This is a genomic window from Amycolatopsis sp. NPDC006131 (assembly GCF_040614175.1).
Lineage (GTDB): Bacteria > Actinomycetota > Actinomycetes > Mycobacteriales > Pseudonocardiaceae > Amycolatopsis_E > Amycolatopsis_E tucumanensis.
The window spans coordinates 1-21,068 of the sequence record NZ_JBEXTX010000129.1; the positions used below are offsets into that span (position 1 = coordinate 1).

Annotated in this window: 18 protein-coding genes; 13 read left to right on the forward strand and 5 right to left on the reverse strand. The window is 71.6% G+C overall.

The features are described 5' to 3' along the window. Window positions 1-415: 415 nt before the first annotated feature. The 3 genes from ABZ215_RS37975 (at window position 416) to ABZ215_RS37985 (ending at window position 4,697) form a co-directional block, all read left to right on the forward strand. A complete protein-coding gene (locus ABZ215_RS37975; protein WP_354955379.1) occupies window positions 416-2,347 on the forward strand; it encodes a maleylacetate reductase and hydroxyquinol 1,2-dioxygenase domain-containing protein in 1,932 nt (643 codons plus the stop codon). Between the two features lie 8 nt (window positions 2,348-2,355). After that, entirely contained in the window at window positions 2,356-4,101 is a 1,746-nt protein-coding gene (locus tag ABZ215_RS37980; RefSeq protein ID WP_354955381.1) for an FAD-dependent monooxygenase, read from the forward strand. A gap of 98 nt (window positions 4,102-4,199) precedes the next feature. After that, the gene (locus ABZ215_RS37985) at window positions 4,200-4,697 is read left to right on the forward strand and encodes a DUF4262 domain-containing protein (protein ID WP_354955383.1); all 498 of its coding nucleotides are present in this window, start codon (window positions 4,200-4,202) and stop codon (window positions 4,695-4,697) included. Between the two features lie 555 nt (window positions 4,698-5,252). Here the strand turns inward: ABZ215_RS37985 and ABZ215_RS37990 are convergent. Then, window positions 5,253-5,465: a hypothetical protein gene (locus ABZ215_RS37990; protein ID WP_237340072.1), complete on the reverse strand. Its 213-nt coding sequence runs from the start codon at window positions 5,463-5,465 to the stop codon at window positions 5,253-5,255. A 131-nt stretch (window positions 5,466-5,596) separates the two neighbouring features. Here ABZ215_RS37990 and ABZ215_RS37995 point away from each other — a divergent pair, with 131 nt between their 5' ends. Further along, window positions 5,597-6,646 carry a zinc-binding dehydrogenase gene (locus tag ABZ215_RS37995; RefSeq protein WP_354955385.1) on the forward strand — a complete coding sequence of 350 codons (1,050 nt, stop codon included), beginning with the start codon at window positions 5,597-5,599 and terminating at the stop codon, window positions 6,644-6,646. Window positions 6,647-6,700: 54 nt separating this feature from the next. Here ABZ215_RS37995 and ABZ215_RS38000 read toward each other — a convergent pair whose 3' ends face one another. The 4 genes from ABZ215_RS38000 to ABZ215_RS38015 all read right to left on the reverse strand — a co-directional run bounded on the left by ABZ215_RS38000 (window position 6,701) and on the right by ABZ215_RS38015 (window position 11,219). Next, the gene (locus ABZ215_RS38000) at window positions 6,701-8,104 is read right to left on the reverse strand and encodes an MmgE/PrpD family protein (RefSeq protein ID WP_354955387.1); all 1,404 of its coding nucleotides are present in this window, start codon (window positions 8,102-8,104) and stop codon (window positions 6,701-6,703) included. 318 nt (window positions 8,105-8,422) lie between these two features. Further along, a complete protein-coding gene (locus tag ABZ215_RS38005) occupies window positions 8,423-9,238 on the reverse strand; it encodes a cyclase family protein (protein ID WP_237340075.1) in 816 nt (271 codons plus the stop codon). Next, the gene (locus ABZ215_RS38010) at window positions 9,235-10,044 is read right to left on the reverse strand and encodes a CoA ester lyase (protein WP_354955389.1); all 810 of its coding nucleotides are present in this window, start codon (window positions 10,042-10,044) and stop codon (window positions 9,235-9,237) included. The genes ABZ215_RS38005 and ABZ215_RS38010 overlap by 4 nt, the downstream gene beginning before the upstream one ends. Beyond that, complete coding sequence (locus tag ABZ215_RS38015) at window positions 10,041-11,219, reverse strand: CoA transferase (RefSeq protein ID WP_354955391.1); 1,179 nt, start codon at window positions 11,217-11,219, stop codon at window positions 10,041-10,043. Before ABZ215_RS38015 ends, ABZ215_RS38010 begins: the two co-directional genes overlap by 4 nt. A gap of 216 nt (window positions 11,220-11,435) precedes the next feature. On the opposite strand from ABZ215_RS38015, the gene ABZ215_RS38020 reads away from it, so the two are divergent. From ABZ215_RS38020 to ABZ215_RS38060, 9 genes are read left to right on the forward strand one after another with little or no spacing between them, the layout of a single operon-like run. Continuing rightward, window positions 11,436-12,680 carry an ABC transporter substrate-binding protein gene (locus ABZ215_RS38020; RefSeq protein ID WP_354955393.1) on the forward strand — a complete coding sequence of 415 codons (1,245 nt, stop codon included), beginning with the start codon at window positions 11,436-11,438 and terminating at the stop codon, window positions 12,678-12,680. Continuing rightward, a complete protein-coding gene (locus ABZ215_RS38025) occupies window positions 12,677-13,684 on the forward strand; it encodes a branched-chain amino acid ABC transporter permease (RefSeq protein WP_237340079.1) in 1,008 nt (335 codons plus the stop codon). Before ABZ215_RS38020 ends, ABZ215_RS38025 begins: the two co-directional genes overlap by 4 nt. Then, the gene (locus ABZ215_RS38030) at window positions 13,681-14,727 is read left to right on the forward strand and encodes a branched-chain amino acid ABC transporter permease (protein WP_354955395.1); all 1,047 of its coding nucleotides are present in this window, start codon (window positions 13,681-13,683) and stop codon (window positions 14,725-14,727) included. Before ABZ215_RS38025 ends, ABZ215_RS38030 begins: the two co-directional genes overlap by 4 nt. Next, on the forward strand, window positions 14,724-15,458 hold the full coding sequence (locus tag ABZ215_RS38035; protein ID WP_235716105.1) for an ABC transporter ATP-binding protein: 735 nt from the start codon (window positions 14,724-14,726) through the stop codon (window positions 15,456-15,458). The genes ABZ215_RS38030 and ABZ215_RS38035 overlap by 4 nt, the downstream gene beginning before the upstream one ends. Continuing rightward, on the forward strand, window positions 15,445-16,146 hold the full coding sequence (locus ABZ215_RS38040; RefSeq protein WP_020417740.1) for an ABC transporter ATP-binding protein: 702 nt from the start codon (window positions 15,445-15,447) through the stop codon (window positions 16,144-16,146). Before ABZ215_RS38035 ends, ABZ215_RS38040 begins: the two co-directional genes overlap by 14 nt. Further along, a complete protein-coding gene (locus tag ABZ215_RS38045; RefSeq protein WP_354955397.1) occupies window positions 16,143-17,474 on the forward strand; it encodes an MmgE/PrpD family protein in 1,332 nt (443 codons plus the stop codon). Before ABZ215_RS38040 ends, ABZ215_RS38045 begins: the two co-directional genes overlap by 4 nt. Then, complete coding sequence (locus tag ABZ215_RS38050) at window positions 17,474-18,103, forward strand: aspartate/glutamate racemase family protein (RefSeq protein WP_354955399.1); 630 nt, start codon at window positions 17,474-17,476, stop codon at window positions 18,101-18,103. Before ABZ215_RS38045 ends, ABZ215_RS38050 begins: the two co-directional genes overlap by 1 nt. Continuing rightward, complete coding sequence (locus ABZ215_RS38055) at window positions 18,103-19,449, forward strand: FAD-binding protein (RefSeq protein ID WP_354955401.1); 1,347 nt, start codon at window positions 18,103-18,105, stop codon at window positions 19,447-19,449. The genes ABZ215_RS38050 and ABZ215_RS38055 overlap by 1 nt, the downstream gene beginning before the upstream one ends. 25 nt (window positions 19,450-19,474) lie before the next feature. Next, the gene (locus tag ABZ215_RS38060) at window positions 19,475-20,941 is read left to right on the forward strand and encodes a dihydroorotase family protein (protein WP_354955403.1); all 1,467 of its coding nucleotides are present in this window, start codon (window positions 19,475-19,477) and stop codon (window positions 20,939-20,941) included. Window positions 20,942-21,068: the final 127 nt, after the last annotated feature.

The window sequence follows — 21,068 nt, forward strand, 5'->3', positions numbered from 1 at the left end:
GAAGGTGACCTTTCGAGCGCCGTGAGGCGCCCCTGCGCGAAGCGCAGGAAAAAGATCAAAAGAGTCCTCGCCGGACGGGCAGGCTCCGGGATGACCAGGGGTTGGGTGCCTCGTCCCACCTCATGCAGTGGGTCGCTGGGTGGTCATCCCGTCGCCTTCCGGTTTGTGCATATCACCTTGAACCAGGGCCGCAAGGTTGGCATGTCCGGCCGCCGGAAAGCACGCAGGTTGCGGCCCTGGCTCAAGGTGATCGTCCAGTTCCAGGCGACGGGATGACCACCCAGCTCGGGTTTTGTTCAAAGCCCAAGGCCGCTTCGCGCCTCTTTTGTGCCGAAGAACGCGCATTCCGTGCAGGCGCCGCTCCCCACCACAGCCGATACTGGTCGACACGTCGGTGTCAAGGGAGTGGAGCGCGATGCGGGGCTTCGTCTACTCGGCTCATCCGGCTCGGGTCGTTTTCGGCTCGGGGACGGTTGCTCAGGTGCGCGAGGAGGTGGCGCGGCTCGGTGGCACTCGGGTGCTGCTGCTGTCCAGCCCGCCACTCCACGATGCCGCGCAGCCGGTGCGCGACGCGTTGGGACCGCTGCTCGCCGCGGAGTTCGACGGCGCCGCCATGCACACGCCCGTCGAGGTCACCGAGCAGGCCCTCGCGGTCCTGACCGAACACCAAGCGGACTGCCTGGTCGCGATCGGCGGCGGCTCCACCACCGGGCTGGCCAAGGCGCTCGCCGTGCGCACCGACCTGCCGCAGGTCATCCTGCCGACCACCTACGCGGGCTCCGAGGTCACGCCGGTCCTTGGCGAGACCGAGAACGGCCGCAAGACCACCCGGTCCTCACCCGCCATCCTGCCCGAAACGGTCATCTCCGACGTCGACCTGACCCTCGGGCTGCCCGTCGCCGTCTCGGTCACCAGCGGCATCAACGCGATGGCCCACGCGGTCGAGGCGCTGTACGCACCGCAGGCGAACCCGATCGTCGACGGCATGGCCCTGGACGCGATCACCCGCATCGCCCGGTCGCTGCCCGCCCTCGTCGACCAACCGTCCGACGTGGACGCGCGGGCGGATCTGCTGCAGGCCGCGTGGCTCGCCGGCACCTGCCTGGCCACCGTCGGAATGAGCCTGCACCACAAACTCTGCCACACCCTCGGCGGCTCGTTCGACCTGCCGCACGCCGAGACGCACACGGTGATCCTCCCGCACGCCATGGCCTACAACGCCCCGGCCGCGACCGAGGTCATGACCCGCATCGCGGCGGCGCTCGGCACCACCGACGCGCCCAGCGGCGTGCACGACCTCGTCGTCCGCTGCGGCGGGCCGACGTCGCTGCGGGAGCTGGGCATGAGCCTCGACGACGTTCCCCACGCGGCCGAACTCGCCACCGCCAAGCCGTACCCGAACCCGCGCGAGCTGACCCGCGAGGGCATCGAGGACCTGCTGCGGCAGGCGTGGCACGGCACCCGCCCGGGCGGGGGACGCGCCGTGCCGGACCTGGGCTGGCTCACCCGGCAGGTCGTCGCGAGCTTCGACCAGACGCCGGACCCGCGCGCGAAACAGCTGGTCACGGACCTCGTCCGGCACCTGCACCACTACGTCACCGCCAACGACGTCACCCAGGACGAATGGCAGTACGCCATCGACTTCCTGACCCGCGCCGGCCACATCACCACCGACACGCGGCAGGAGTTCGTGCTGCTCTCCGACGTGCTGGGGGTGTCCAGCGCGGTCGACGTCCTGACCAACTCCCGCACCCCGGACACCACACCCTCGGCGGTGCTCGGCCCGTTCTACGTCGAGGGCCCGCCGGCCGCCGAGCAGGGCACCGACATCGCCCGGGGACTGCCCGGCACGCCGATGTGGGCGGACATCCGCGTCACCGACCCGGACGACAAGCCCGTCCCCGACGCGGTCGTCGACGTCTGGCAGGCCAACGAGGACGGTTACTACGATGTCCAGCTGCCCGACCTCGACGGGCCGGTGCTGCGGGCGCGCTTCCGCAGCGACGCCGACGGCCGCGTGCGGTTCTGGTCGATCCTGCCCAACGAGTACCCGATCCCGGAGGACGGCCCGGTCGGGCAGATGCTCGCGGCCACCGGGCGGCACCCGTGGCGGGCGCCGCACGTGCACTTCATGATCAACGCGCCGGGCCACCAGCAGCTGATCACGCAGCTGTTCGTCAAGGGCGGGCCGTACCTGGACGCCTCGACGGGGCGCGGCGACACCGTCTTCGGCGTCAAGGACTCCCTCGTCGTGGACTTCGTCCCGCGGCACGGCCCCACCCCGGACGGACGGGCCGTCGACGGCGAGTGGCGGTTGCTCGAGTTCACCTTCCGCATCGCGCGCTAGGAGTTTCCATGCAGACCTACGACACCGACGTCCTGGTCGTCGGCAGCGGACCCGCAGGCGGATCGGCGGCACTGCTGCTGGCCGGCTACGGCGTGGACACCCTGCTCGTCAGCAAGTACGGCTGGGTCGCGAACACCCCGCGCGCCCACATCACCAACCAGCGCACGCTGGAGGTGCTGCGGGACGCCGGCGTCGAGAAGGAGGCGCTCGCCGCGGGCACCCCGCAGGAACTGATGGGCGACACCGTCCTGTGCACGTCGCTCGCCGGTGACGAGATCGGCCGCATCCGCACGTGGGGCACCGGGCCGCGGTCGCTCAGCGAATACGCGGCGGCCAGCCCGTGCGGCATGATCGACCTGCCGCAGACCTACCTGGAACCCATTCTGATCGGCAACGCCGCGGCGCGCGGCGCGAAGGTGCGGTTCGACACCGAATTCCTGTCGCTGGAACAGGACGCGGACGGCGTGACCGCGCGGTTGCGCGACCGGGTGCGGGGCGACGAGTTCACCGTGCGCGCGCGGTACCTGATCGGCGCGGACGGCGGGCGCAGCCTGGTGGCCGAGCAGATCGGGCTGCCGATCGCCGGGCAGAGCGGCAAGGCCGGGAGCATGAACATCGTGTTCCGGGCCGACCTGTCGCGGCACGTCGCGCACCGGCCGAGCGTGCTGTACTGGGTGATGCGGCCCGGCGCGCACCTCGGCGGCATCGGGATGGGGCTGGTGCGGATGGTGCGGCCGTGGGACGAATGGCTGCTGACCTGGGGTTACGACATCGAGCAGCCGCCGCCGGAGGTCGACGAGGCGACCGCGCGGCAGATCGTGCACGACCTGGTCGGCGACGCCTCGGTCGACGTCGAGATCAGCTCGACTTCACTGTGGACGGTCAACCACTCCTACGCCACCGAGTATTCGCGTGGCCGGGTGTTCTGCGCGGGCGACGCGGTGCACCGGCACCCGCCGTCGAACGGGCTCGGGTCCAACACGTCCATCCAGGACTCCTACAACCTGGCGTGGAAGCTGGCGATGGTGCTGCGCGGCGAGGCGGGGCCGGGGCTGCTCGACACCTACACGGCGGAGCGGGCGCCGGTGGGCAGGCAGATCGTGGACCGGGCGAACCTGAGCCGCGACCAGTTCGGGCCGATCTTCGCCGCGCTGGGCATCGCCGGTGGTGGTGACGACGAGGGCATCGTGGCCGGGCTGGCGGCGTGCCGGGCGGACGGTGCGGAGGGCGTCAAGCGGCGGCAGGCGCTGCACGAGGCGATCGAGCTGAAGAACTACGAGTTCAACGCGCACGGCGTCGAGCTGAACCAGCGGTACGCGTCGGGGGCGGTGATCCCGGACGACGCGCCGCCGGAGGTGTGGGAGCGGGATCCGGAGCTGTTCCACCAGCCATCGACCAGGCCCGGGGCGAAGCTGCCGCACGCGTGGCTGGTGGACGAGCACGGCGAGCGTCTGTCTACTTTGGATCTCGTTGGCCGTGGCGAGTTCACCGTGGTGACCGGTCTCGCCGGTGGTGGCTGGGTTTCCGCGGCCGAGGAGCTGTCGCTGCGGGCGGTGCGCATCGGTGATGCCGGTGCTCGTGATGCCTACGGTGACTGGCGCCGGGTGTCGGACCTCGATGAGGCCGGATGTCTCCTGGTTCGTCCGGATGGCTACGTGGCCTGGCGATCCGTGTCCGATGTGCCGTCCGGGCACGTTGGGGTTCTCCGTGACGTGCTGAACCAGGTGCTGCACCGTCAATTTTCCCCCAGTTAGCCACGATCGGGTGAATGCGCCGGGGGCGGGACTGTCTTTTTGTCGGTGCCGCCCTGCATAGTCGATCGCACAGCCACCCGAACTCCGAGGGGGAGACGATGTGCGGTAAGTGCGACCGGCCGGGCGGGCACCTGCGACACCTGTGCGAGATCATCGCCGAGCACGGCTGGGCGGTGATCTCGTTCGAGGGCAACGGATATCGGCCGCCGTGGGCCTACACGGCGGGACTGACGGGCCGGGGCAGACCGGAGCTGGTGGTGACAGCCATGGAGCCCCACCGGGCGCGCGACGTGCTCAACGAGGTCGCCGCGCACCTGCTCCGAACGGGCGAGCCGGACCTGGCGCCGGGGGAGCGCCTACCGGGCCCGGGAAACCTGCTGCTGGAAGCCGTGGCGGTCGAGGTGCCGTCCGTGCACCTGCGCACAGCGGTCGACCTGTACGGCCCCGAGGTGCGCGCAACGCAACTCGTCCACGCCGACGCACAAGGCCGCTGGCCATGGCGCGCAGGCTGGCAAGGCCCCGGCGGACGCCAACCAGTACTAGGCCCCCGCGCCGGCGCCGCCCTCATGCAGACGGCCACCCCACCGTGGCCTTAGCCCGCGCGGCGCCCACGCGCCCGCCCGTAGGGGTGCGCCTAGCCCAATTCGCGCCGCACGCAACGGTGTGCTGAGCCGACTCGCCTCGCTCGCAGTGGTGCACTCAGCCGACACGCCTCCCGCAGCGGCGTGCTCGGCCGACTCGCTTCCCGTAGCGGTGTGTTCGGCCGACTTGCCTCGCTCGCGGTGGCGTGCTCGGCCGACTCGCTTCCCGCAGCGGTGTGCTCAGCCGACTCGCCTCGCCCAGTAGCGGGAGCAGATGCTCAGCCCGCAACAGCCCGTAGACAATCCACCCGCCCCTCGCCCTCGCGCGTGCCTGCAGCCCATCCGCTCTGGCGGTGGCGGCACGCTCGGCCCGAACGCCGCGGCGGCAGGCGCAGGCAGGCGGTTGTGCCGCGCCAGCTCGCGGCCAGCCAACTCGCCACGCCAACCAGGCCTCCGGCCCTCGGCAGCCGCCCTCGCCGCGGCGGCTCACCTACAGCCAACCCACCTGGGCGTAGCCGTCGCTGAGCCCACTCGCCCTGTCCTGCGCCAGTCAGGGCTCCGGTCAAGCAATCACCGCGGCTTGCGGCGGTGCACGGCCATCCAGCTGAGGTCGCGCACGCGGAAGTCCACGCCCTGCGCCGCGTGCAGGTCGCGGCGGTGCTCGACCAGCTCGTCCGTCGCCCAGGGCTTCACCGGGCGCTTCCGGCGGGTGCGCAGATCGTGCACCCCCGCGGCGACCAGCAGCAAACCGATGATGCCGACGAAAACCACCAGGAGCACCATGAGCGACCTCCCCAGTCCGGTCAGCTCCCATTCTGCCACCGATCGTGCCAAGAAGGAGGAAGTCACGTGTGAGAATCACGCGCCTGGGACACCATGTGGGGTAACGCCGCCGCGACGACGGGAGGACCCGCATGGCCACCATGCTGGCCGGGAGGCTCGAGATCGGCTCGCGCAAGTTCGACGTCCGCGAGGTGCCGGTACCCGAACCCGGGCCGGGCCAGGTCCGGATCAAGGTGCGCGCGGCCGGGTTGTGCCTGTCCGACGCCCACCTGATCGACGGCACCCTCACGCCGCTCTTCCTCGAAACCCCCGAGGTCACCCTCGGCCACGAGGTCGCGGGCGAGATCGACGCGATCGGCCCCGACGTGCCGGACCGGTGGCGGGAGGGCCAGCGCGTCGCACTCGAGGCGGGGGAGCGGTGCGGCCAGTGCCCGAACTGCGTGCGCTTCCGCGACCCGTGCCTGCAGGTCCGCACGCGCGGCGTCGACTACGACGGTGGCTGGGCCGAGTACGCCCTCGCCAGCCAGCACACCCTCATCCCGATCCCCGACGACCTGCCGTTCGTGCAGGCCGCGATCGTGCCGGACGCCGTGTCCACCCCGTGGGGCGCGGTCACCGGCACCGGCCAGGCCCAGCCCGCCCGGCCGGCGGGCGTGTGGGGCGCGGGCGGGCTCGGCGCGCACGCGGTGCAGCTGCTCCGGCTGATCGGCGCCGCCCCGATCGTCGCGGTGGATCCGCTCGAAGCGGCGCGGGAACGGGCACTGGAATTCGGCGCCGACCTCGCGCTGGACCCGGGCGACTCCACCCTGCGCGAGCAGATCCTCGCCCTCACCGGGGGTTCCGGGCTGGACGTGGCGTTCGACATGGCCGGCGTGCCACCGGTGCGGGAGCAGGCCGTGAGCTGCCTCGGCCTCGGCGGGCGTCTCGTGCTCGTCGGGCTGACCCCGAAACCGCTCACGGTCACCGACGGCATCGGATTCAGCTACCGCGGCCAGCGCCTGCTCGGCCACTACGGCTCCCAGCCGGGCGCGGTCGAGGAGCTCATCGAGCTGGCGCGCTACCACCGCCTGGAGTGGAGCCGCAGCATCAGCGGCACCTACCCGCTCGCCGACGCCGCGACCGCCGTCGAGCACCTGGAACGCAAGGAGGGCAACCCCATTCGACTGGTCCTGGTCCCCTGACCGCCCGCACCGGACCCGCGAGCGCGCCACAGGTCCGGTGCGGTCACCAGCGGTTCAGGCCCGCAGGAGGCGGGTCAGCTCACCGAGGTCCGCGAGCCCGGCGAGGCCGTACGTCAGCTCGGTGATCCGCTCCGCCGCCTCCGCGGACACCACGCGCGTCGCGTTCAGGCGGAACTTCAGCGCCAGCTCCTCGGCGGACAGCGGGTTCGCTGCCCCGCCGCGGTTGGCGTCCACCCGTTCCTCCAGCGTCCGGCCGTCCCGCAGGCGCGCGCGCAGCACCGCCGGGAACTGGTGCGGGAAGATCTCGTCGCACCGGGTGTCGGGCACGCAGGTCACCTTCGCCGCCAACGCCAGCCGTTCCGGGGAAGCCGCCGCCGCGTCGGTGAAGTCGTCGTGGAAGACGCCCAGCCCGCCGCCGCCGAGGAAGCCCGCGGCCACCGTGTACGGGCCGGAGAACGCGGCGTGGTAGCCGGACCGCGGGCGGATCTTGTCCTCCCGCGGCTCACCGATCGTGCGCAGCACCGCGGTCGGCGCGCCGAGCTCCAGCGACTCGATCTCCTCGACCGCCACGCCCCGCTCCCGCAACCGCCGCGCGGCGTCGATGCCGGCGTGCGTGAAGTGGTTGCACGGGTAGGGCTTGAAGAAGATGCCGGGCAGCTCCCACTCCTCGCCGAGCCCGCGGGTGATCGCGTCCACGTCGGTCTGGTCCCCGCAGAACGCCTGCAGCAGACCGAACCGGCCCTCCAGCACGGTCGGCGGGCCGGTGATGCCGTGCCGCGCCATGCCCGCGGCCGTCACCGCCGCGTGTGCGGCCCACCCGCAGTGCACGCGCTTCACGGTACCGCCGGTGCGGTTCGCCTCCAGCAGGCCCGACCCCATGCTCGACGCGATCCCCAACGCGTCCGCGATGCCGTCCTCGTCCACTTCGGACAGCATCGCACACGCCACCGCTGCGCCCAGCGCGCCGCAGATCGCCGTGGCGTGCAGGCCGCGCTCGAAGAACACCGAGTTGCCCAGCTCGGAGTCGTACCCGGCCATGCCGAGCCGCACGGTGATCTCGACGCCGACGCCGATCGCGTCCAGCAGCTGCGCGCCCGAGCAGCGACGCGCCTCGGCGACCGCGAGCGCCGCGGGCACCACCGACGCCGAAGGGTGAAGCACCGACGGCAGGTGGGTGTCGTCGAAGTCCAGCGAGTGCGCCAGCGTCCCGTTGACCAGGGCCGCGCTCGGCTCGGGCAGCCGATCACCCGACCCGATGGCCGTCGCCCGGCCGGACCCGCCCCACTCACGAACGAGCGCGCCGACCGCGGCGGCCGGGCGTTCCGACGTCGCGGCCAGGCTGTTGCCCAGCACGTCGAGCACCCGCCGCGCCGCATCGTCCCGCAGCTCGGACGGCAGGCCCTTCGCCCGCACCGAAGCGGCGAACTCCGCCAGCCGCTGCACGATTGTTTGTGTCATGCCGCCACCGCCGCGAGGGGTTGCACCGGCGTGCCGGTGTCGAGGATGGGTGGTGGGGCGGGCAGGAACGAGCGCGTCATGCCGCCACCGCCGCAAAGGGGGCGCCGCGGTGAGCCGGTGCCGCAGATGATGGGTGGTGGGGTGGGCAGGAACGAGCGCGTCATGCCGCCACCGCCGCAAAGGGGCGCCGCGGTGAGCCGGTGCCGCAGATGATGGGTGGTGGGGCGGGCAGGAACGGGCGCGTCATGCCGCCACCGCCGCAAAGGGGGCGCCGCGGTGAGCCGGTGCCGCCGAGGATGGGGGGCAGGAACGAGTGCCTCATGCCGCCACCGCCGCGAGGGGGCGCACCGGCGAGCCCGTGCCGCCGACGATGCGCAGCGGCGCGAGCATGAAGACGAACTCCCGCACGCCCGACTCGGCGATCTCCTCCAGGTTCAGGTGCTCCATGATGAAGATCCCCGACTCGACCAGCAGCACCCGGTGCACCGGCAGCACCGCGTGCCCCGCGCCGGCTGGGATCTGCTCGTACGCCGTCGTGTCCGCGCCGGTCGCGACGATTCCCCGCGCGGCCAGCCACGTGGCTGCCGACACGTCCGCGCCCGGCACGCCCGACTCCTTGCCCATGTACGCCACCGGGTCCGAGAACTTCCGCGCCCAGCCCGTCCGGATCAACGCCACGTCACCGGGGCCAGGCTCGGCGCCGGCCAGCTTCGCCGCCGCCTCCAGGTCCTCCGCCGTCACGCCGTAACCCGCCTCCAGCACCGGCACCCCGTGCACCGCCGCCACGTCCAGCAGCACCGCCCGCCTCAGCAGGCCCGGCAGGTTCTCCGCGCCGTGGGTCTTGAACACGCCACCCTGCTGGGCCTCCGCCGCGTCCACGTCCCCGTGCAGCTTCCCGCAATGACTCACGTGCGACAGCGCGTCGATGTGCGTGCCGACGTGCCCGCCGGTCACGATGATCTCGTTCGCCGCCGAACCGCCGTCCGCCCGCTCCATGTCCCCGTGCCTGCGGATCAACGTCATCCGGAACCCGGGATGGTTCGGCGAGGTCGGCATGCCGGTGAAGAACGGCTGACCCAGCTCGATCAACCGCACCCCGCCGGACACCGCCGCCAGCAACGCATCCTGTGTCATGAACCCTTGCCTTCCTTCACGTACTGGTCCGCGATCTCGAGCACCCACCGGGCGCGCGCCACGATCGCGGCGTCCACGAACTGTCCGTTGCGGTCGATCCAGGCCGACTCCTCCGCGGCGAGCACCTCACGCGCCCACGCCGTCTCGGCCGGATCCGGGGCGCACACCTCGTGCACCACCGGGATCTGCGCGGGGTGGATCACCGACCGGCCGAAGAACCCGGCGTCCCGCCCCTCGACCGTCGAGGCACGCAGACCGTCCAGGTCACGCACCGCCGTCCACACGCTCTGCACCGGGCTCGGCAACCCGGCCGCCCGCGCCGCCACCACGACCCGCGAACGGGGCCACGCCAGCGCGCCGGAATCCCGCACCCGCAGGTCCGCCATCAAATCGGCCTCCCCCAGGGAAATCCCGGCCACCAGTGGGTGCGCGGTCGCCAGCGCCAACGCGTTCTCCACCCCCAGCGCCGACTCCAGCACGGGGTACACCGGCACCCCGAGCGCGTCGGCGACCCGGCGCAGCTCGCCCGGATCCTCGGCCTTCGGCACGCGCACACCGGCCACACCGTCGACGGAAGCCAGCGCACGGATGTCCGCTTCACCGGCGGAGGTCCCGGGCGCGTTGATCCGCACGAAAGCCGACGCGGACGCCAGCGTCTCCAGCACGGTCCGCCGCGCGAAGTCCTTGGCGGCAGCCGAAACCGCGTCCTCCAGGTCGAGTATCACCGCGTCCGCGGGTCCGGCCAGTGCCTTGCCGATGCGGTCCGGCCGGTCGCCGGGCACGTACAGCCAGCTGCGGGCAATCACTTCACGACGCCCTTTTCCCGCAGCGCGGCGACATCCACCCCGTACCGGCCCAGGACCTCCTCGGTGTGCGCGCCGAGCGGGGCGCCTGCCGACGTGATCCGCCCCGGCGTCTCGGACAGCCGGAACAACACGTTCTGCATCTTCACCGGCCCGAGCTCGTCGTCGTCGACCGTCGCGATCGTGCCCAGCGCGGCGAACTGCGGGTCGCTCATCACGTCCGCCGCCGTGTAGATCGGCGCGACCGCCGCCTCGGCCTCCTCGAACGCCTTGACCACCTCGTCGCGGTCCCGTTGCGCGATCCACGACCCGACCGCCTCATCGAGCAGATCCGCGTGCTTCGCCCGTTCCGCGCCCGAGGCGAACCACGGCTCGTCGATCAGCTCGGGGCGCCCGACGAGCCGCATCACCCGTTCCGCGATCGTCTGCGCGCTGGTCGAGATCGCCACCCAGCTGCCGTCGCGCGTGCGGTAGGTGTTGCGCGGCGCGTTGTTCACCGACCGGTTCCCGGTGCGCTCCTGCAGCTGCCCGAGCTGGTCGTAGGCGATGATCTGCGGCCCGAGCAGCGTCAGGATCGGCTCGATGATCGCCAGGTCGACGACCTGCCCGCGCCCGGTCTGCTCCCGCGCCCGCAGCGCGGTCATGATCGCGTAGGCCGTCGTCAGCGCCGCGATCCCGTCGGCGAGCCCGAACGGCGGCAGCGTCGGCGGCCCGTCCGGCTCACCGGTGATGGCCGCGAACCCGCTCATCGCCTCGGCCAGCGTGCCGAACCCGGGCCGCTTCGCGTACGGCCCGATCTGGCCGAACCCGGTGACCCGCGCGAGCACCAAACCGGGGTTGATCTCGCGCAGTTCGTCGTACCCCAGGCCCCACCGTTCCAGCGTGCCCGGCCGGAAGTTCTCGATCACCACGTCGGCATCGGCGACCATCTTCCGGAACACCTCCTGCCCCTCAGGCGCGCCGAGGTACAGGGTGATGGCCTTCTTGCCGCGGCCGAGCATCTTCCACCACAGGCCGACCCCGTCGCGCTGGGCGCCGTGGCTGCGGACCGGATCGCCCTTCGGGTGCTCGATCTTGATCACCTCGGCGCCGAAGTCGCCGAGCAGCGTCGCCGCCAGCGGGCCGGCGAAGAGGGTGGCCGTGTCGAGTACCCGGATCCCGGACAATGCGCCCGTCATGGGGCGTACCTGCCTTTCTCATCCCGGCGAGCGTCGTTTCGCCAGGAGGAACATCGGTAAACATCCTGTTTCGTCGCCGACGCATCGCGCTGGTCACCAAGTTCGCACTGATAACGGCGCTCCGTCAAGTTATGACTGGATATTGACCTGGCGTGGAGGCGGGTGTCACGATAACCCGCATCACTCCCAATGTTTCTCTAAGCGGAACGAGGTGACATGTCCGCGCGAAAGCTCATCGCCGCGCTCGGTGCGTGCGCCCTGCTCGCGACCGGTTGCGGGGGCTCGGCTCCGATGGGGGCCGCGGGCGCGGCCGCCGGACGCGACGAGGGCCCGGTGAAGATCGGCGCGCTGCACCCGGTCAGCGGGTCCAATGCGGTGGACGGGCAGCAGATGCGCCGCGGCGCCCAGATGGCGGTGGACGCCATCAACGCGGCAGGCGGCATCAAGTCCCTCGGCGGCCGCAAGGTCGAGCTCGTCACGGGGGACACCCAGGGCAAGGCCGACATCGGCCAGAGCGAGGCGCAGCGGCTGATCTCGGCCGGCGCGGTCGGCCTGGTCGGCACCTACCAGAGCGCGGTCAGCACGAACGTCGCCGTGGTGGCGGAACGCAACCGCGTCCCGTTCGTCGCGGACGTGACCGCCTCCGACGCGATCTACGCCCACGGCTACAAGTACGTGTTCCGCGTGCAGCCGGGCAGCAAGGTCATCGCGACGGCGGCCGCGCAGTACCTCCAGCAGGTGTCGCAGCAGGCGGGCAAGCCGGTCGAGAAGGTCGCGTTCCTGCACGAGCAGAGCGACTTCGGCAGCGGCGCCGCGGAGGCGTTCACCGCGGCGGCGGAGCAGCTGGGCATCGAGGTCGGCCCGAACATCAGCTACGACGCGGCGAGCGTCAGCGACCTGACCGCGCAGGTCACGCAGGTCAAGGCGTCCGGCGCGGACGTGCTCGCGGTGGCCGGCTACTACCGCGACAGCCTGCTGGCCGCCAAGGCGATCGCCTCGGTCAAACCGGATCTCGACGCGGTCTGGGGCGTTTCCAACGGCGCCTTCGACCAGCCGAAGTTCGTCACCGACGCCGGTGATCTCGGCGCGCTGTACTTCAGCACCAACTACCACTACGACGCGACCAACCCGCAAACCGTCGCGCTGCGCGAGCAGTACCAGCGCACCTTTGGCGATCCGATGCGGACCGGCGCGGTGCTGTCCTACGACGCGGTCCAGGTGATCGCGCAGGCGGTCGAGAAGGCCGCCAGCACCGATCCGGAGAAGGTCCGCGATGCCATCGCCGCCGCCCAGGTCGCACCCCTGACCGTGGGCGCGGGCCCGATCGAGTTCGCCTCCAACGGCGACAACCGCAACGCCATGGCGGTCCTGATGCAGATCCAGGACGGCCAGGTCAAGCAGGTCTATCCCCCGGAGAAAGCCGAATCCCGGCCCGAGTACCAGGTGACGTGGCGGCCATGAGCGAAACAGCACAGGGGGCGGCGCTCGCCCCCGAAGTCTCCCCACCCCAGAAGAAGGACCGCGGTTTCCTCGGCCGCGCCGGTGTCGTCGGCGGTGTCCTCGTCGTCGCGATCGTCGTCGCGCTGCTGCAGTCGGGCAGCGGGCTGGTGGTCTGGCAGTCGGTCGTCACCGGCCTGCTGACCGGCGGTCTGTACGGCCTGATCGCGATGGGCCTGACGCTGATCTTCGGCGTGCTGGACATCGTCAACTTCGCGCACGGCGCGTTGCTCGCGGTCGCGATGTTCATCTCCTTCGGCATGGTGCAGGCCACCGGCATGCACCCCTACCTGACGCTGGTCATCGCCATCCCGGCGTTGTTCCTGATCGGCGCGGCCGTCCACCGTGGACTGCTCTCCGGCACCGGCGGCAGCTCGCTGGAAAACCAGCTGCTCATCACGCTGGGCCTGTCGCTGCTGCTGGAAAACGGGCTGCTGATGTTCTTCGGCGCCGAGCCCAAGACCATCGCGCTGCCCGGCGACTTCCAGTTCCCGCTGCTGGGCGCGGTCGTCGCGGGTTCGCGGCTCTACGCGTTCCTCGGCGCGATCCTGCTCGGCGCACTGCTGTACTGGCTGCTGCGGCGAACCCGGCTGGGCACGGCGATCCGCGCGGTCGCCGCGAACGGGCCGGGCGCGGAACTGGTCGGCATCAACGTCCGCCGGATCCACACGCTCACCTTCGCGATCGGCACCGCGTGCGCCGGTGCGGCCGCCGCGCTGGCGGGACCGCTGGTCACCGTGACCCCGACGCTGGGCGAGCAGTTCAACATCACCGCGTTCGTCGTGGTGGTGCTCGGCGGGATGGGCAACGTCGTGGGCGCGCTCGTCGGCGGCCTGCTGATCGGGCTGGTCGAGCAGCTCACCACGATCTACCTCGGCGGGCAGTCCTCGCTGCTGGGCGTGTTCGTGGTGTTCATCCTCGTGCTCTTCCTGCGCCCGCAGGGGCTTTTCGGAAGGAGGAGCGCATGAGCACGATCACCATCGCCGGACCGGCCGGCGCGGAGAAGGTCAAGGCACCGCCCCTGCGCCCGCAGAACCGGCAGCTCGCGATCCTCGCCGTGCTGGTGCTGGTCGCGATCCCGCTGCCGCTCATCCTGCCGCCCGCGCAGGGCGCGGTGGCCGTGCGGATCCTGATCTTCCTGCTGATGGCCGTCGGCTGGAACATCATGAGCGGTTTCGGCGGCATGTTCAGCTTCGGGCACGCGGCCTACTTCGGCCTCGGCGCCTACACCAGCGCCTACCTGCTGGTGAAGCACAACGTGTCGCCGTGGATCGGGATGGTCGCCGGGATGGCGGTGGCCGCCGCGGCCGCCGTGCTCATCGGGTACTTCTCGTTCCGCTACAAGCTGCAGGGCGCATACTTCGCGCTCGCCACGTTCGCCTTCGCCGAGATGCTGCGGCTGATCGTGACCAGCAGCGCGTTCGCCAACAAGGCCGTTGGCTTCACCGTTCCGCTGATCCCGGACTCGTCGCTGTGGATGCTGCAGTTCGAGGCCGACTCACCCGCGTACTTCTGGGTCGCGCTGGTGCTGGCCGGTGCGGCGGTCGCGATCAGCATCGTGTTCCTGCACTCCCGCGCCGGGAAGTACGTGACGGCGATCCGGGACGACGAGCTGGCCGCGGCCTCGCTCGGCACGCCGGTGATGCGGCACAAGCTGATGGCGGTGGCCTTGTCCGCGGCGATCACCGCGGTCGCCGGCGCCTTCTACACCCAGTACTACCTGTTCGTGAACCCGGAGCTGGGCTTCGGCTCGGCGGTGTCGATCCAGGCGATCGTGCCGGTCGTGATCGGCGGCATCGGCACGATCTGGGGCCCGGTGGTGGGCGCGATCATCGTCGGTTCGCTCACCGACGTGACGGCGACGCTGCTGCGCACGCCGCCGGAGTTCCTGGGCTTCCTGCAGGGGCGCAGCGGTCTGGACGTGGTGCTGTACGCGGTGCTGCTGATCCTGATCGTGCGCCTGCTGCCGAAGGGCATCGTCGGAACGATCGCGGCGAGGTGGCGTCGATGAGCATCGTCAGGGCCGACGGGATCGGCAAGTCCTTCCGCGGGCTGCGTGCGCTGTCCGATGTGGACTTCGAGGTGGCCGAGGGGGAGATCCTCGGCATCATCGGGCCGAACGGCGCGGGCAAGACCACCCTGTTCAACGTCGTCTCCGGCGCGCTGGCCCCGGACACCGGCCGGGTGGCGTTCGCCGGTCAGGACGTCACCGGCCGGGCGCCGGACCGCATCGCCCGTGCCGGGATGGTGCGCACGTTCCAGCTGATGCGGCCGTTTTCCAGCATGACCGTGCTGGAGAACGTGTGCCTGGCCGCGCAGCACCACCGGTTCGGCAGGCGCAAGCTGCGCGAGCACGCGCTGGAGGTGGTCGAGCGGGTCGGGCTCGGGCCGTGGGCCCACCGGGCCGCGCCGGAGCTGCCGACGGCCGGTCTCAAGCGGCTCGAACTGGCCCGCGCGCTCGCGACGCGGCCGAAGGTCCTGCTGCTCGACGAGGTCCTCGCCGGGCTGGTGCCCGCGGAACGCGAACCGGTGCTGGACCTGCTGGCGCGGCTGCGTGAGGAGGAGGGCGTGACCCTGCTGTTCATCGAGCACATCATGGCCGCGGTGATGCGGCTCGCCGACCGCGTGCTCGTGCTGGACCAGGGCCGCGTCATCGCCGTCGGGTCGCCGCAGGAGGTCACCAGCGACGCGCGTGTCATCGACGCCTACCTCGGTGAGGAGCCGACCCATGCTGACGCTTGAGAAGGTGTGCGCCGGATACGGGCGGATGCGGATTTTGCACGACATCGACCTGCACCTGGGCGAGGGCGAGATTGTCGCGCTGGTCGGCGCGAACGGCGCGGGCAAGACGACGACGCTGCGCAGCATCTGCGGCCAGTTGAAGGCGTTGTCCGGCAGCATCACGTTCAACGGCGCGCCGACCGCGGGCCGCCGTCCGGACCAGCTCGTGCGCGACGGTCTCGTGCACGTGCCGGAGGACCGGGCGCTGTTCGGCACGCTGACCGTCGAGGAGAACCTGCGGATGGGCGCGTGGACTCGCACCCCGGCGCAGGCGGCGAAGTCGCTGGCCGAGGTCTACGAGCTGTTCCCGGTCCTCGCCGAGCGGCGCACGCAGATCGCGCAGACGTTCAGCGGTGGTCAGCAGCAGATGCTGGCGATCGCCCGTGCGCTGATGGCGGCGCCGAAGCTGCTGATGCTGGACGAGCCGTCGACCGGCCTGTCGCCCAAGCTGACCTGGACGATGCTCGAAGCGGTGCGGCGGATCCGGGACAACGGGGTGTCGGTGCTGCTGGTCGAGCAGAACGCCAAGCAGGCGCTGGCGATCGCGGACCGTGCGTACGTGCTGGAGAGCGGGTCGACCGTGCTGTCCGGCAGCGGCGCGGAACTCGCCGGCGACAGCCGGGTGCGGAAGGCGTACCTGGGACTGTGACAGCGGCCGAATCGACTCGACAGCTGGGCGCGTGGGTGTCCGAACTGGACACCCCGGACGTGGTGCGGGACCGGCTCGCGCTGGTCCTGCTGGACGTCCTCGGGGTGACCGCGGTCGGCGCGGCGCAGCCGGAGCAGCGGGCGCTGCGTGCGGCGTGGCGGGCGCCGGATGGACCGTCGCCGTTGATCGGGGCTGGAAGATCGGTGACCGTCGACGCGGCGGCGTTCCTCAACGGGATGGCATTGGTGTCGCTGGAGCTCGACGAGGGCAACAAGTACGCCAAGGGGCACCCGGCCGCACACGCGTTCCCCGCGGTGCTCGCGCTGGCCGCGGACCTGGACAGCACCGGCGCCGACACCGCGGCGGCGCTGCTCGCGGCTTACGAGGTGGCGTCGCGGTTCGGTCGCGCGACGTCCTTGACGCCAGGCGCGCACCCGCACGGCAGCTGGGGTGTGCCCGGCGCGGCGGCCGGGTGCGCGCGGTTGCTGGGGCTCGACGCGGAGCAGACCGCCGCGGCGATCGACACCGCGGCGGGCATGGCGATCGCCGGGCACTTCGATTCGGCGACCACCGGCAACCCGGTGCGCAACGCCTGGATGGGCGCTTCGGCGACCTCCGGTCTCGCGGCCGCGCGGATGGCGGCCGCCGGGATGGCCCGCAACACCGGCACCGCGGCGCTGTCCCTCGGCACACTGCTCGGCTCGTTCGACCCCGGCGAGCTGACCGCCGGTCTCGGAACGCGGTGGGACATCCAGCACGGCTACTTCAAGCGGCACGCGTCCTGCTCGTTCACCCACCCGGCGGCCGACGCGGTCCTCGCGCTGCGCGGCGAGTTCCCGGCGGCAGGCATCACGTCGATCCTCGTCGAGTCCCACGCGCTCGGTGCCGGGCTCACCGGCACGGACTGGACGAACCGGTTGTCGGCGATGTTCTCCACCCCGTTCGTGGTCGCCACCGCGGCACTGACCGGGCGGGTCGGCCCGGACAGCGCCCTCGACGACCCGGCGGTGCAAACGCTTGCGCGGCGGGTGCGGCTGGTCGCGGCCGACGACCTGACCGCCCGGCTGCCCGCCGAACGCGCCGCGCGGGTCACGGTCGCCTTCGACGACGGCACCACGCTCACCCGCGAGGTGCCCAACCCGGTCGGCGACGCCGACCACCACCCGCTGGGCGAGGACGACCTGGTCGCCCTGCTGAAGACGTGGCTGCCCCGGCAGCCCGGGCTCGTGGACCGCGCCGTCGCGGTCAGCCACGAGCTGCCCGGCCTGGCTCGCGCCGGGGACGCCCTGCGCGGGCTGGCCGGGCCGGACGAGAAGGAGCTGAACTGATGCGTGCCCTCGCGGTGACGCCCATCCACCTGCCCGCGGAGGAGATCCGGCGGCGGCAGGCCCGCTACGACCGGCTCGCCCCGCCCGGCCTGGAGGTCGAGCTCGTCGATGTCGGCGCCGCCGCACCGGCTTCGCTGGACACCGACGAGTCCGTGCGCGCCTCGGAACGCCAGGTGGCCGCCGTGCTCGAACGGGCGGGGGAGGGCTACGACCTGGCCTTCCCGGACTGCGTGCTCGACCCGGCGGTGCCGGACACCGTCGCGGCGGATCCGCGGCCGGTTCACGGGCTGCTGAAGCTGTCCGCGACCTACCTCGCGGGCAAGGGCGTGCGGTTCGGCGCCGTGGTGCGCAACGAGGCCATCGCCGCCGAGTTCGGCAAGCGCGTCGCCGCCTACGGGCTGAGCGCCTACTTCGCCGGCACGCGCGTGCTGGACCTGCCGTTCGAGGCGATCGCCGACACCGGCACGTGGAACCGGGCGCTGGGCGCCGCGGTGCGCGAACTGGCGTCGCTGGGCGCGACCGCGGTCATCAACGGCTGTTCGGCGGTGGACGTCGAACCCGCCGACCTGCCTGCCCGGATCGTCGACCCGACGGCGCTGGCGTTGCGGCTGCTGGCGGTGGAGGCGTGATGGATCTCGTCGTCGCGGGTGCCGGTGGCGGCCTGGCCGGTGCGCTGCGTGCCGCCGAACTCGGGCTGAGCGTGGTCGTGGTCGAGGCCAGCGAGCACTTCCGGCGTGGCAACAACACGTCGATGTCGACCGCGATGTTCCCCGGCGCCGGTTCGCGCTGGCAGGCCGAGGCCGGTGTCGACGACTCGCCCGAGCGGTTCGTCGCCGACATCATGGCCAAGACGAAGGGCAAGGCCGATCCGCGGCTGGCCCGTACGCTGGCGGAGGTGAGCGCGCCGCTGGTGGAGTGGCTGGCGGATTCGGCGGGGCTGCCGTTGTCGCTGGTCACCGACTTCAACTACCCCGGTCACGCGGTGCCGCGCTGCCACTCGATCCCGGGGCGGCACGGCTCCGGGGTCGTCGACCACCTGGCCCGGCGGGTCGCCGAGCACGAGAACATCGAGCTGCTCGCGCCGGCGAAGCTGGTGGACGTGCTCGCCGGTGACGGCGGTGTCCGCGCCGCGGTGGTGCGGTACCCGGACGGCACGGAGGAGGAGATCCCCACCCGCGCGGTCCTGTTGGCCACCAACGGGTTCGGGGCCGATCGGGAGCTGGTCGCCCGGCACCTGCCGGAGATCGCGGACGCGTTGTACCAGGGCAGTGACCAGTCGCTCGGCGACGCGTTGCGGATCGGCGAGAAGCTCGGCGCCGCGGTGGGTTATCTGGACGCCTACCAGGGCCACGGTGCGGTCGCGGCGAACGCGGGCACGCTGGTCGGCTGGGCGACGATCATCCACGGCGCGGTCCTGGTGGACACGACGGGACGCCGCTTCGGCGACGAGACCCGCGGTTACTCCGAGTACGCCGCCGAACTGGCCGCCCGGCCTGGCGCGACCGGCTGGATCGTGCTGGACGAGACGATTTTCGAGCAGTGCCAGCCGTTCCAGGACTTCCGGGACACGGTCGCCTCGGGCGCGCTGGTGTGGGCTGATTCGGCTGAGGAGCTGGCCGCGGTGACCGGTTTGCCGGAGCTGGCCGACGAACTCGCCGTCGCCGGCGCGATCGCCCGCGGTGAGCGCGCGGATTCGTTCGGCCGCACGAACTGGGAACGCCCGCTGTCCGGCCGCCTCGCCGCGGTGCGGGTGGTGCCCGCGCTCTTCCACACCCAGGGCGGTTTGCTGGTGAACGAGAACGCCGCCGTCGTCGACGCCCAGGACCGGCCGATCCCCGGCCTGTACGCCGCGGGCGGCGCGGCGGCGGGCATCTCCGGTCACGGCGCCGCCGGATACCTGCCCGGCAACGGGCTCTTGCCGGCTTTCGGGCTGGCGTACCTGGCCGCGAACGACGTCGCACGTCGCCCGGCCTGATCGATCACGCGGAGGAAAACGAGAGATGGCAACGACGGAACTGCTGGTCCGCAACGTCCGGGTGGTCCGGCCCGACGGCCCCGACGGCGAGCCGGAACTGCTGGACATCGCCGTCAACGACGGCACGATCACGCGGGTGGCGCCGGACCTGCCCGCCGACGACGCCGCCCGGGTGATCGACGGCCGGGGCCTGCTGGCGTTCCCCGGCGTGGTCGACGCGCACCAGCACTGGGGCATCTACAACGAGCTGTCGACCGACACGCGGACGGAAAGCCGGGCGAGCGCGCAGGGCGGCGTGACGACGTCGCTGACCTACATGCGGACCGGGCAGTACTACCTGAACAAGGGCGGCAGTTACCGGGACTTCTTCCCGGAGGTGCTGAGCAAGTCCGCGGGCAACGCGTACGTCGATTACGCGTTCCACCTGGCGCCGATGAGCGCGCAGCACATCGAGGAGATCCCGTTCCTCGTCGAGGAGCACGGCGTCACGTCGTTCAAGATCTTCATGTTCTACGGTTCGCACGGGCTGCACGGCCGGTCGACGAGCCAGAGTGATTTCCTGATGATCCCGCCGGACGAGCGTTACGACATCGCGCACTTCGAGTTCGTGATGCGCGGGGTGCAGAAGGCGCGGGAGATCCTGACCGAGTACGCGCCGCACCTGTCGTTGTCGCTGCACTGCGAAACGGCGGAGATCATGACGGCGTACACGAAGATGGTCGAGCAGGACGGCTCGTTGACCGGGCTGCGGGCGTACTCGGCGTCGCGGCCGCCGCACTCGGAGGGCCTGGCGGTGACGATCGCGTCGTACCTGGCGCACGAAACCGGGCTGCCGAACATCAACCTGCTGCACCTGTCGTCGGAGAAGGCCCTGTCGGCGGCGCTGACCATGGCGTCGGCGTTCCCGCACATCGACTTCCGCCGCGAGGTGACGATCGGCCACCTGCTGGCGGATGTTGATACAGCGTCCGGGATCGGTGGCAAGGTCAACCCGCCGCTGCGGGAGCGCGAGGACGTGGAAGCCCTGTGGCGGCATGTGCTGGCGGGCGAGGTGGACTGGGTGGTGAGCGACCACGCGTGCTGCCGGGACGAGCTGAAGTTCGGCTCGGATCGGGAGGACGTCTTCCTGGCGAAGTCCGGTTTCGGCGGCGCGGAGTACCTGTTGCCCGGCCTGGTGGGTGAGGGCACGAAGCGGGGCCTGTCGCTGCAGAAGATCGCCGCGCTGCTGTCGTGGAACCCCGCGCAGCGGTACGGCCTGCTGCGCAAGGGAAAGATCGCGGAAGGTTTCGACGCGGACTTCGCCCTGGTGGATCCGGACGTCCAGTGGACCGTGCGGGCGGCCGACTCGGAAAGCACCCAGGAGTACACCCCGTTCGAGGGCTTCGAAATGACCGCACGGGTGACAGACACCTTCGTGCGAGGAAACCACGTATACGCGGACGGCAAGATCCAAGGCGAGCCCAACGGCAAATTCCTCAAGCGCGGCCGCTAAAACCACAACAACAAACCGCCACCCGGCAACGTAAAGCAGCCGACTACCCCAACCAGACCTCCCCCGCCCCCGATCCACAGCCTGCTTTTAGTCGCCGATCAGGCGTGTCAAGGTACTCTTTCCCGCC

What these genes read in the sequence shown, in the direction of transcription:
- ABZ215_RS37975 (WP_354955379.1), top strand. Translation starts at nt 416, where the DNA reads ATGCGGGGCTTCGTCTACTCGGCTCATCCGGCTCGGGTCGTTTTCGGC.
- ABZ215_RS37980 (WP_354955381.1), top strand. Translation starts at nt 2,356, where the DNA reads ATGCAGACCTACGACACCGACGTCCTGGTCGTCGGCAGCGGACCCGCA.
- ABZ215_RS37985 (WP_354955383.1), top strand. Translation starts at nt 4,200, where the DNA reads ATGTGCGGTAAGTGCGACCGGCCGGGCGGGCACCTGCGACACCTGTGC.
- ABZ215_RS37990 (WP_237340072.1), bottom strand. Translation starts at nt 5,465, where the DNA reads ATGGTGCTCCTGGTGGTTTTCGTCGGCATCATCGGTTTGCTGCTGGTC.
- ABZ215_RS37995 (WP_354955385.1), top strand. Translation starts at nt 5,597, where the DNA reads ATGGCCACCATGCTGGCCGGGAGGCTCGAGATCGGCTCGCGCAAGTTC.
- ABZ215_RS38000 (WP_354955387.1), bottom strand. Translation starts at nt 8,104, where the DNA reads ATGACACAAACAATCGTGCAGCGGCTGGCGGAGTTCGCCGCTTCGGTG.
- ABZ215_RS38005 (WP_237340075.1), bottom strand. Translation starts at nt 9,238, where the DNA reads ATGACACAGGATGCGTTGCTGGCGGCGGTGTCCGGCGGGGTGCGGTTG.
- ABZ215_RS38015 (WP_354955391.1), bottom strand. Translation starts at nt 11,219, where the DNA reads ATGACGGGCGCATTGTCCGGGATCCGGGTACTCGACACGGCCACCCTC.
- ABZ215_RS38020 (WP_354955393.1), top strand. Translation starts at nt 11,436, where the DNA reads ATGTCCGCGCGAAAGCTCATCGCCGCGCTCGGTGCGTGCGCCCTGCTC.
- ABZ215_RS38025 (WP_237340079.1), top strand. Translation starts at nt 12,677, where the DNA reads ATGAGCGAAACAGCACAGGGGGCGGCGCTCGCCCCCGAAGTCTCCCCA.
- ABZ215_RS38030 (WP_354955395.1), top strand. Translation starts at nt 13,681, where the DNA reads ATGAGCACGATCACCATCGCCGGACCGGCCGGCGCGGAGAAGGTCAAG.
- ABZ215_RS38035 (WP_235716105.1), top strand. Translation starts at nt 14,724, where the DNA reads ATGAGCATCGTCAGGGCCGACGGGATCGGCAAGTCCTTCCGCGGGCTG.
- ABZ215_RS38040 (WP_020417740.1), top strand. Translation starts at nt 15,445, where the DNA reads ATGCTGACGCTTGAGAAGGTGTGCGCCGGATACGGGCGGATGCGGATT.
- ABZ215_RS38050 (WP_354955399.1), top strand. Translation starts at nt 17,474, where the DNA reads ATGCGTGCCCTCGCGGTGACGCCCATCCACCTGCCCGCGGAGGAGATC.
- ABZ215_RS38055 (WP_354955401.1), top strand. Translation starts at nt 18,103, where the DNA reads ATGGATCTCGTCGTCGCGGGTGCCGGTGGCGGCCTGGCCGGTGCGCTG.
- ABZ215_RS38060 (WP_354955403.1), top strand. Translation starts at nt 19,475, where the DNA reads ATGGCAACGACGGAACTGCTGGTCCGCAACGTCCGGGTGGTCCGGCCC.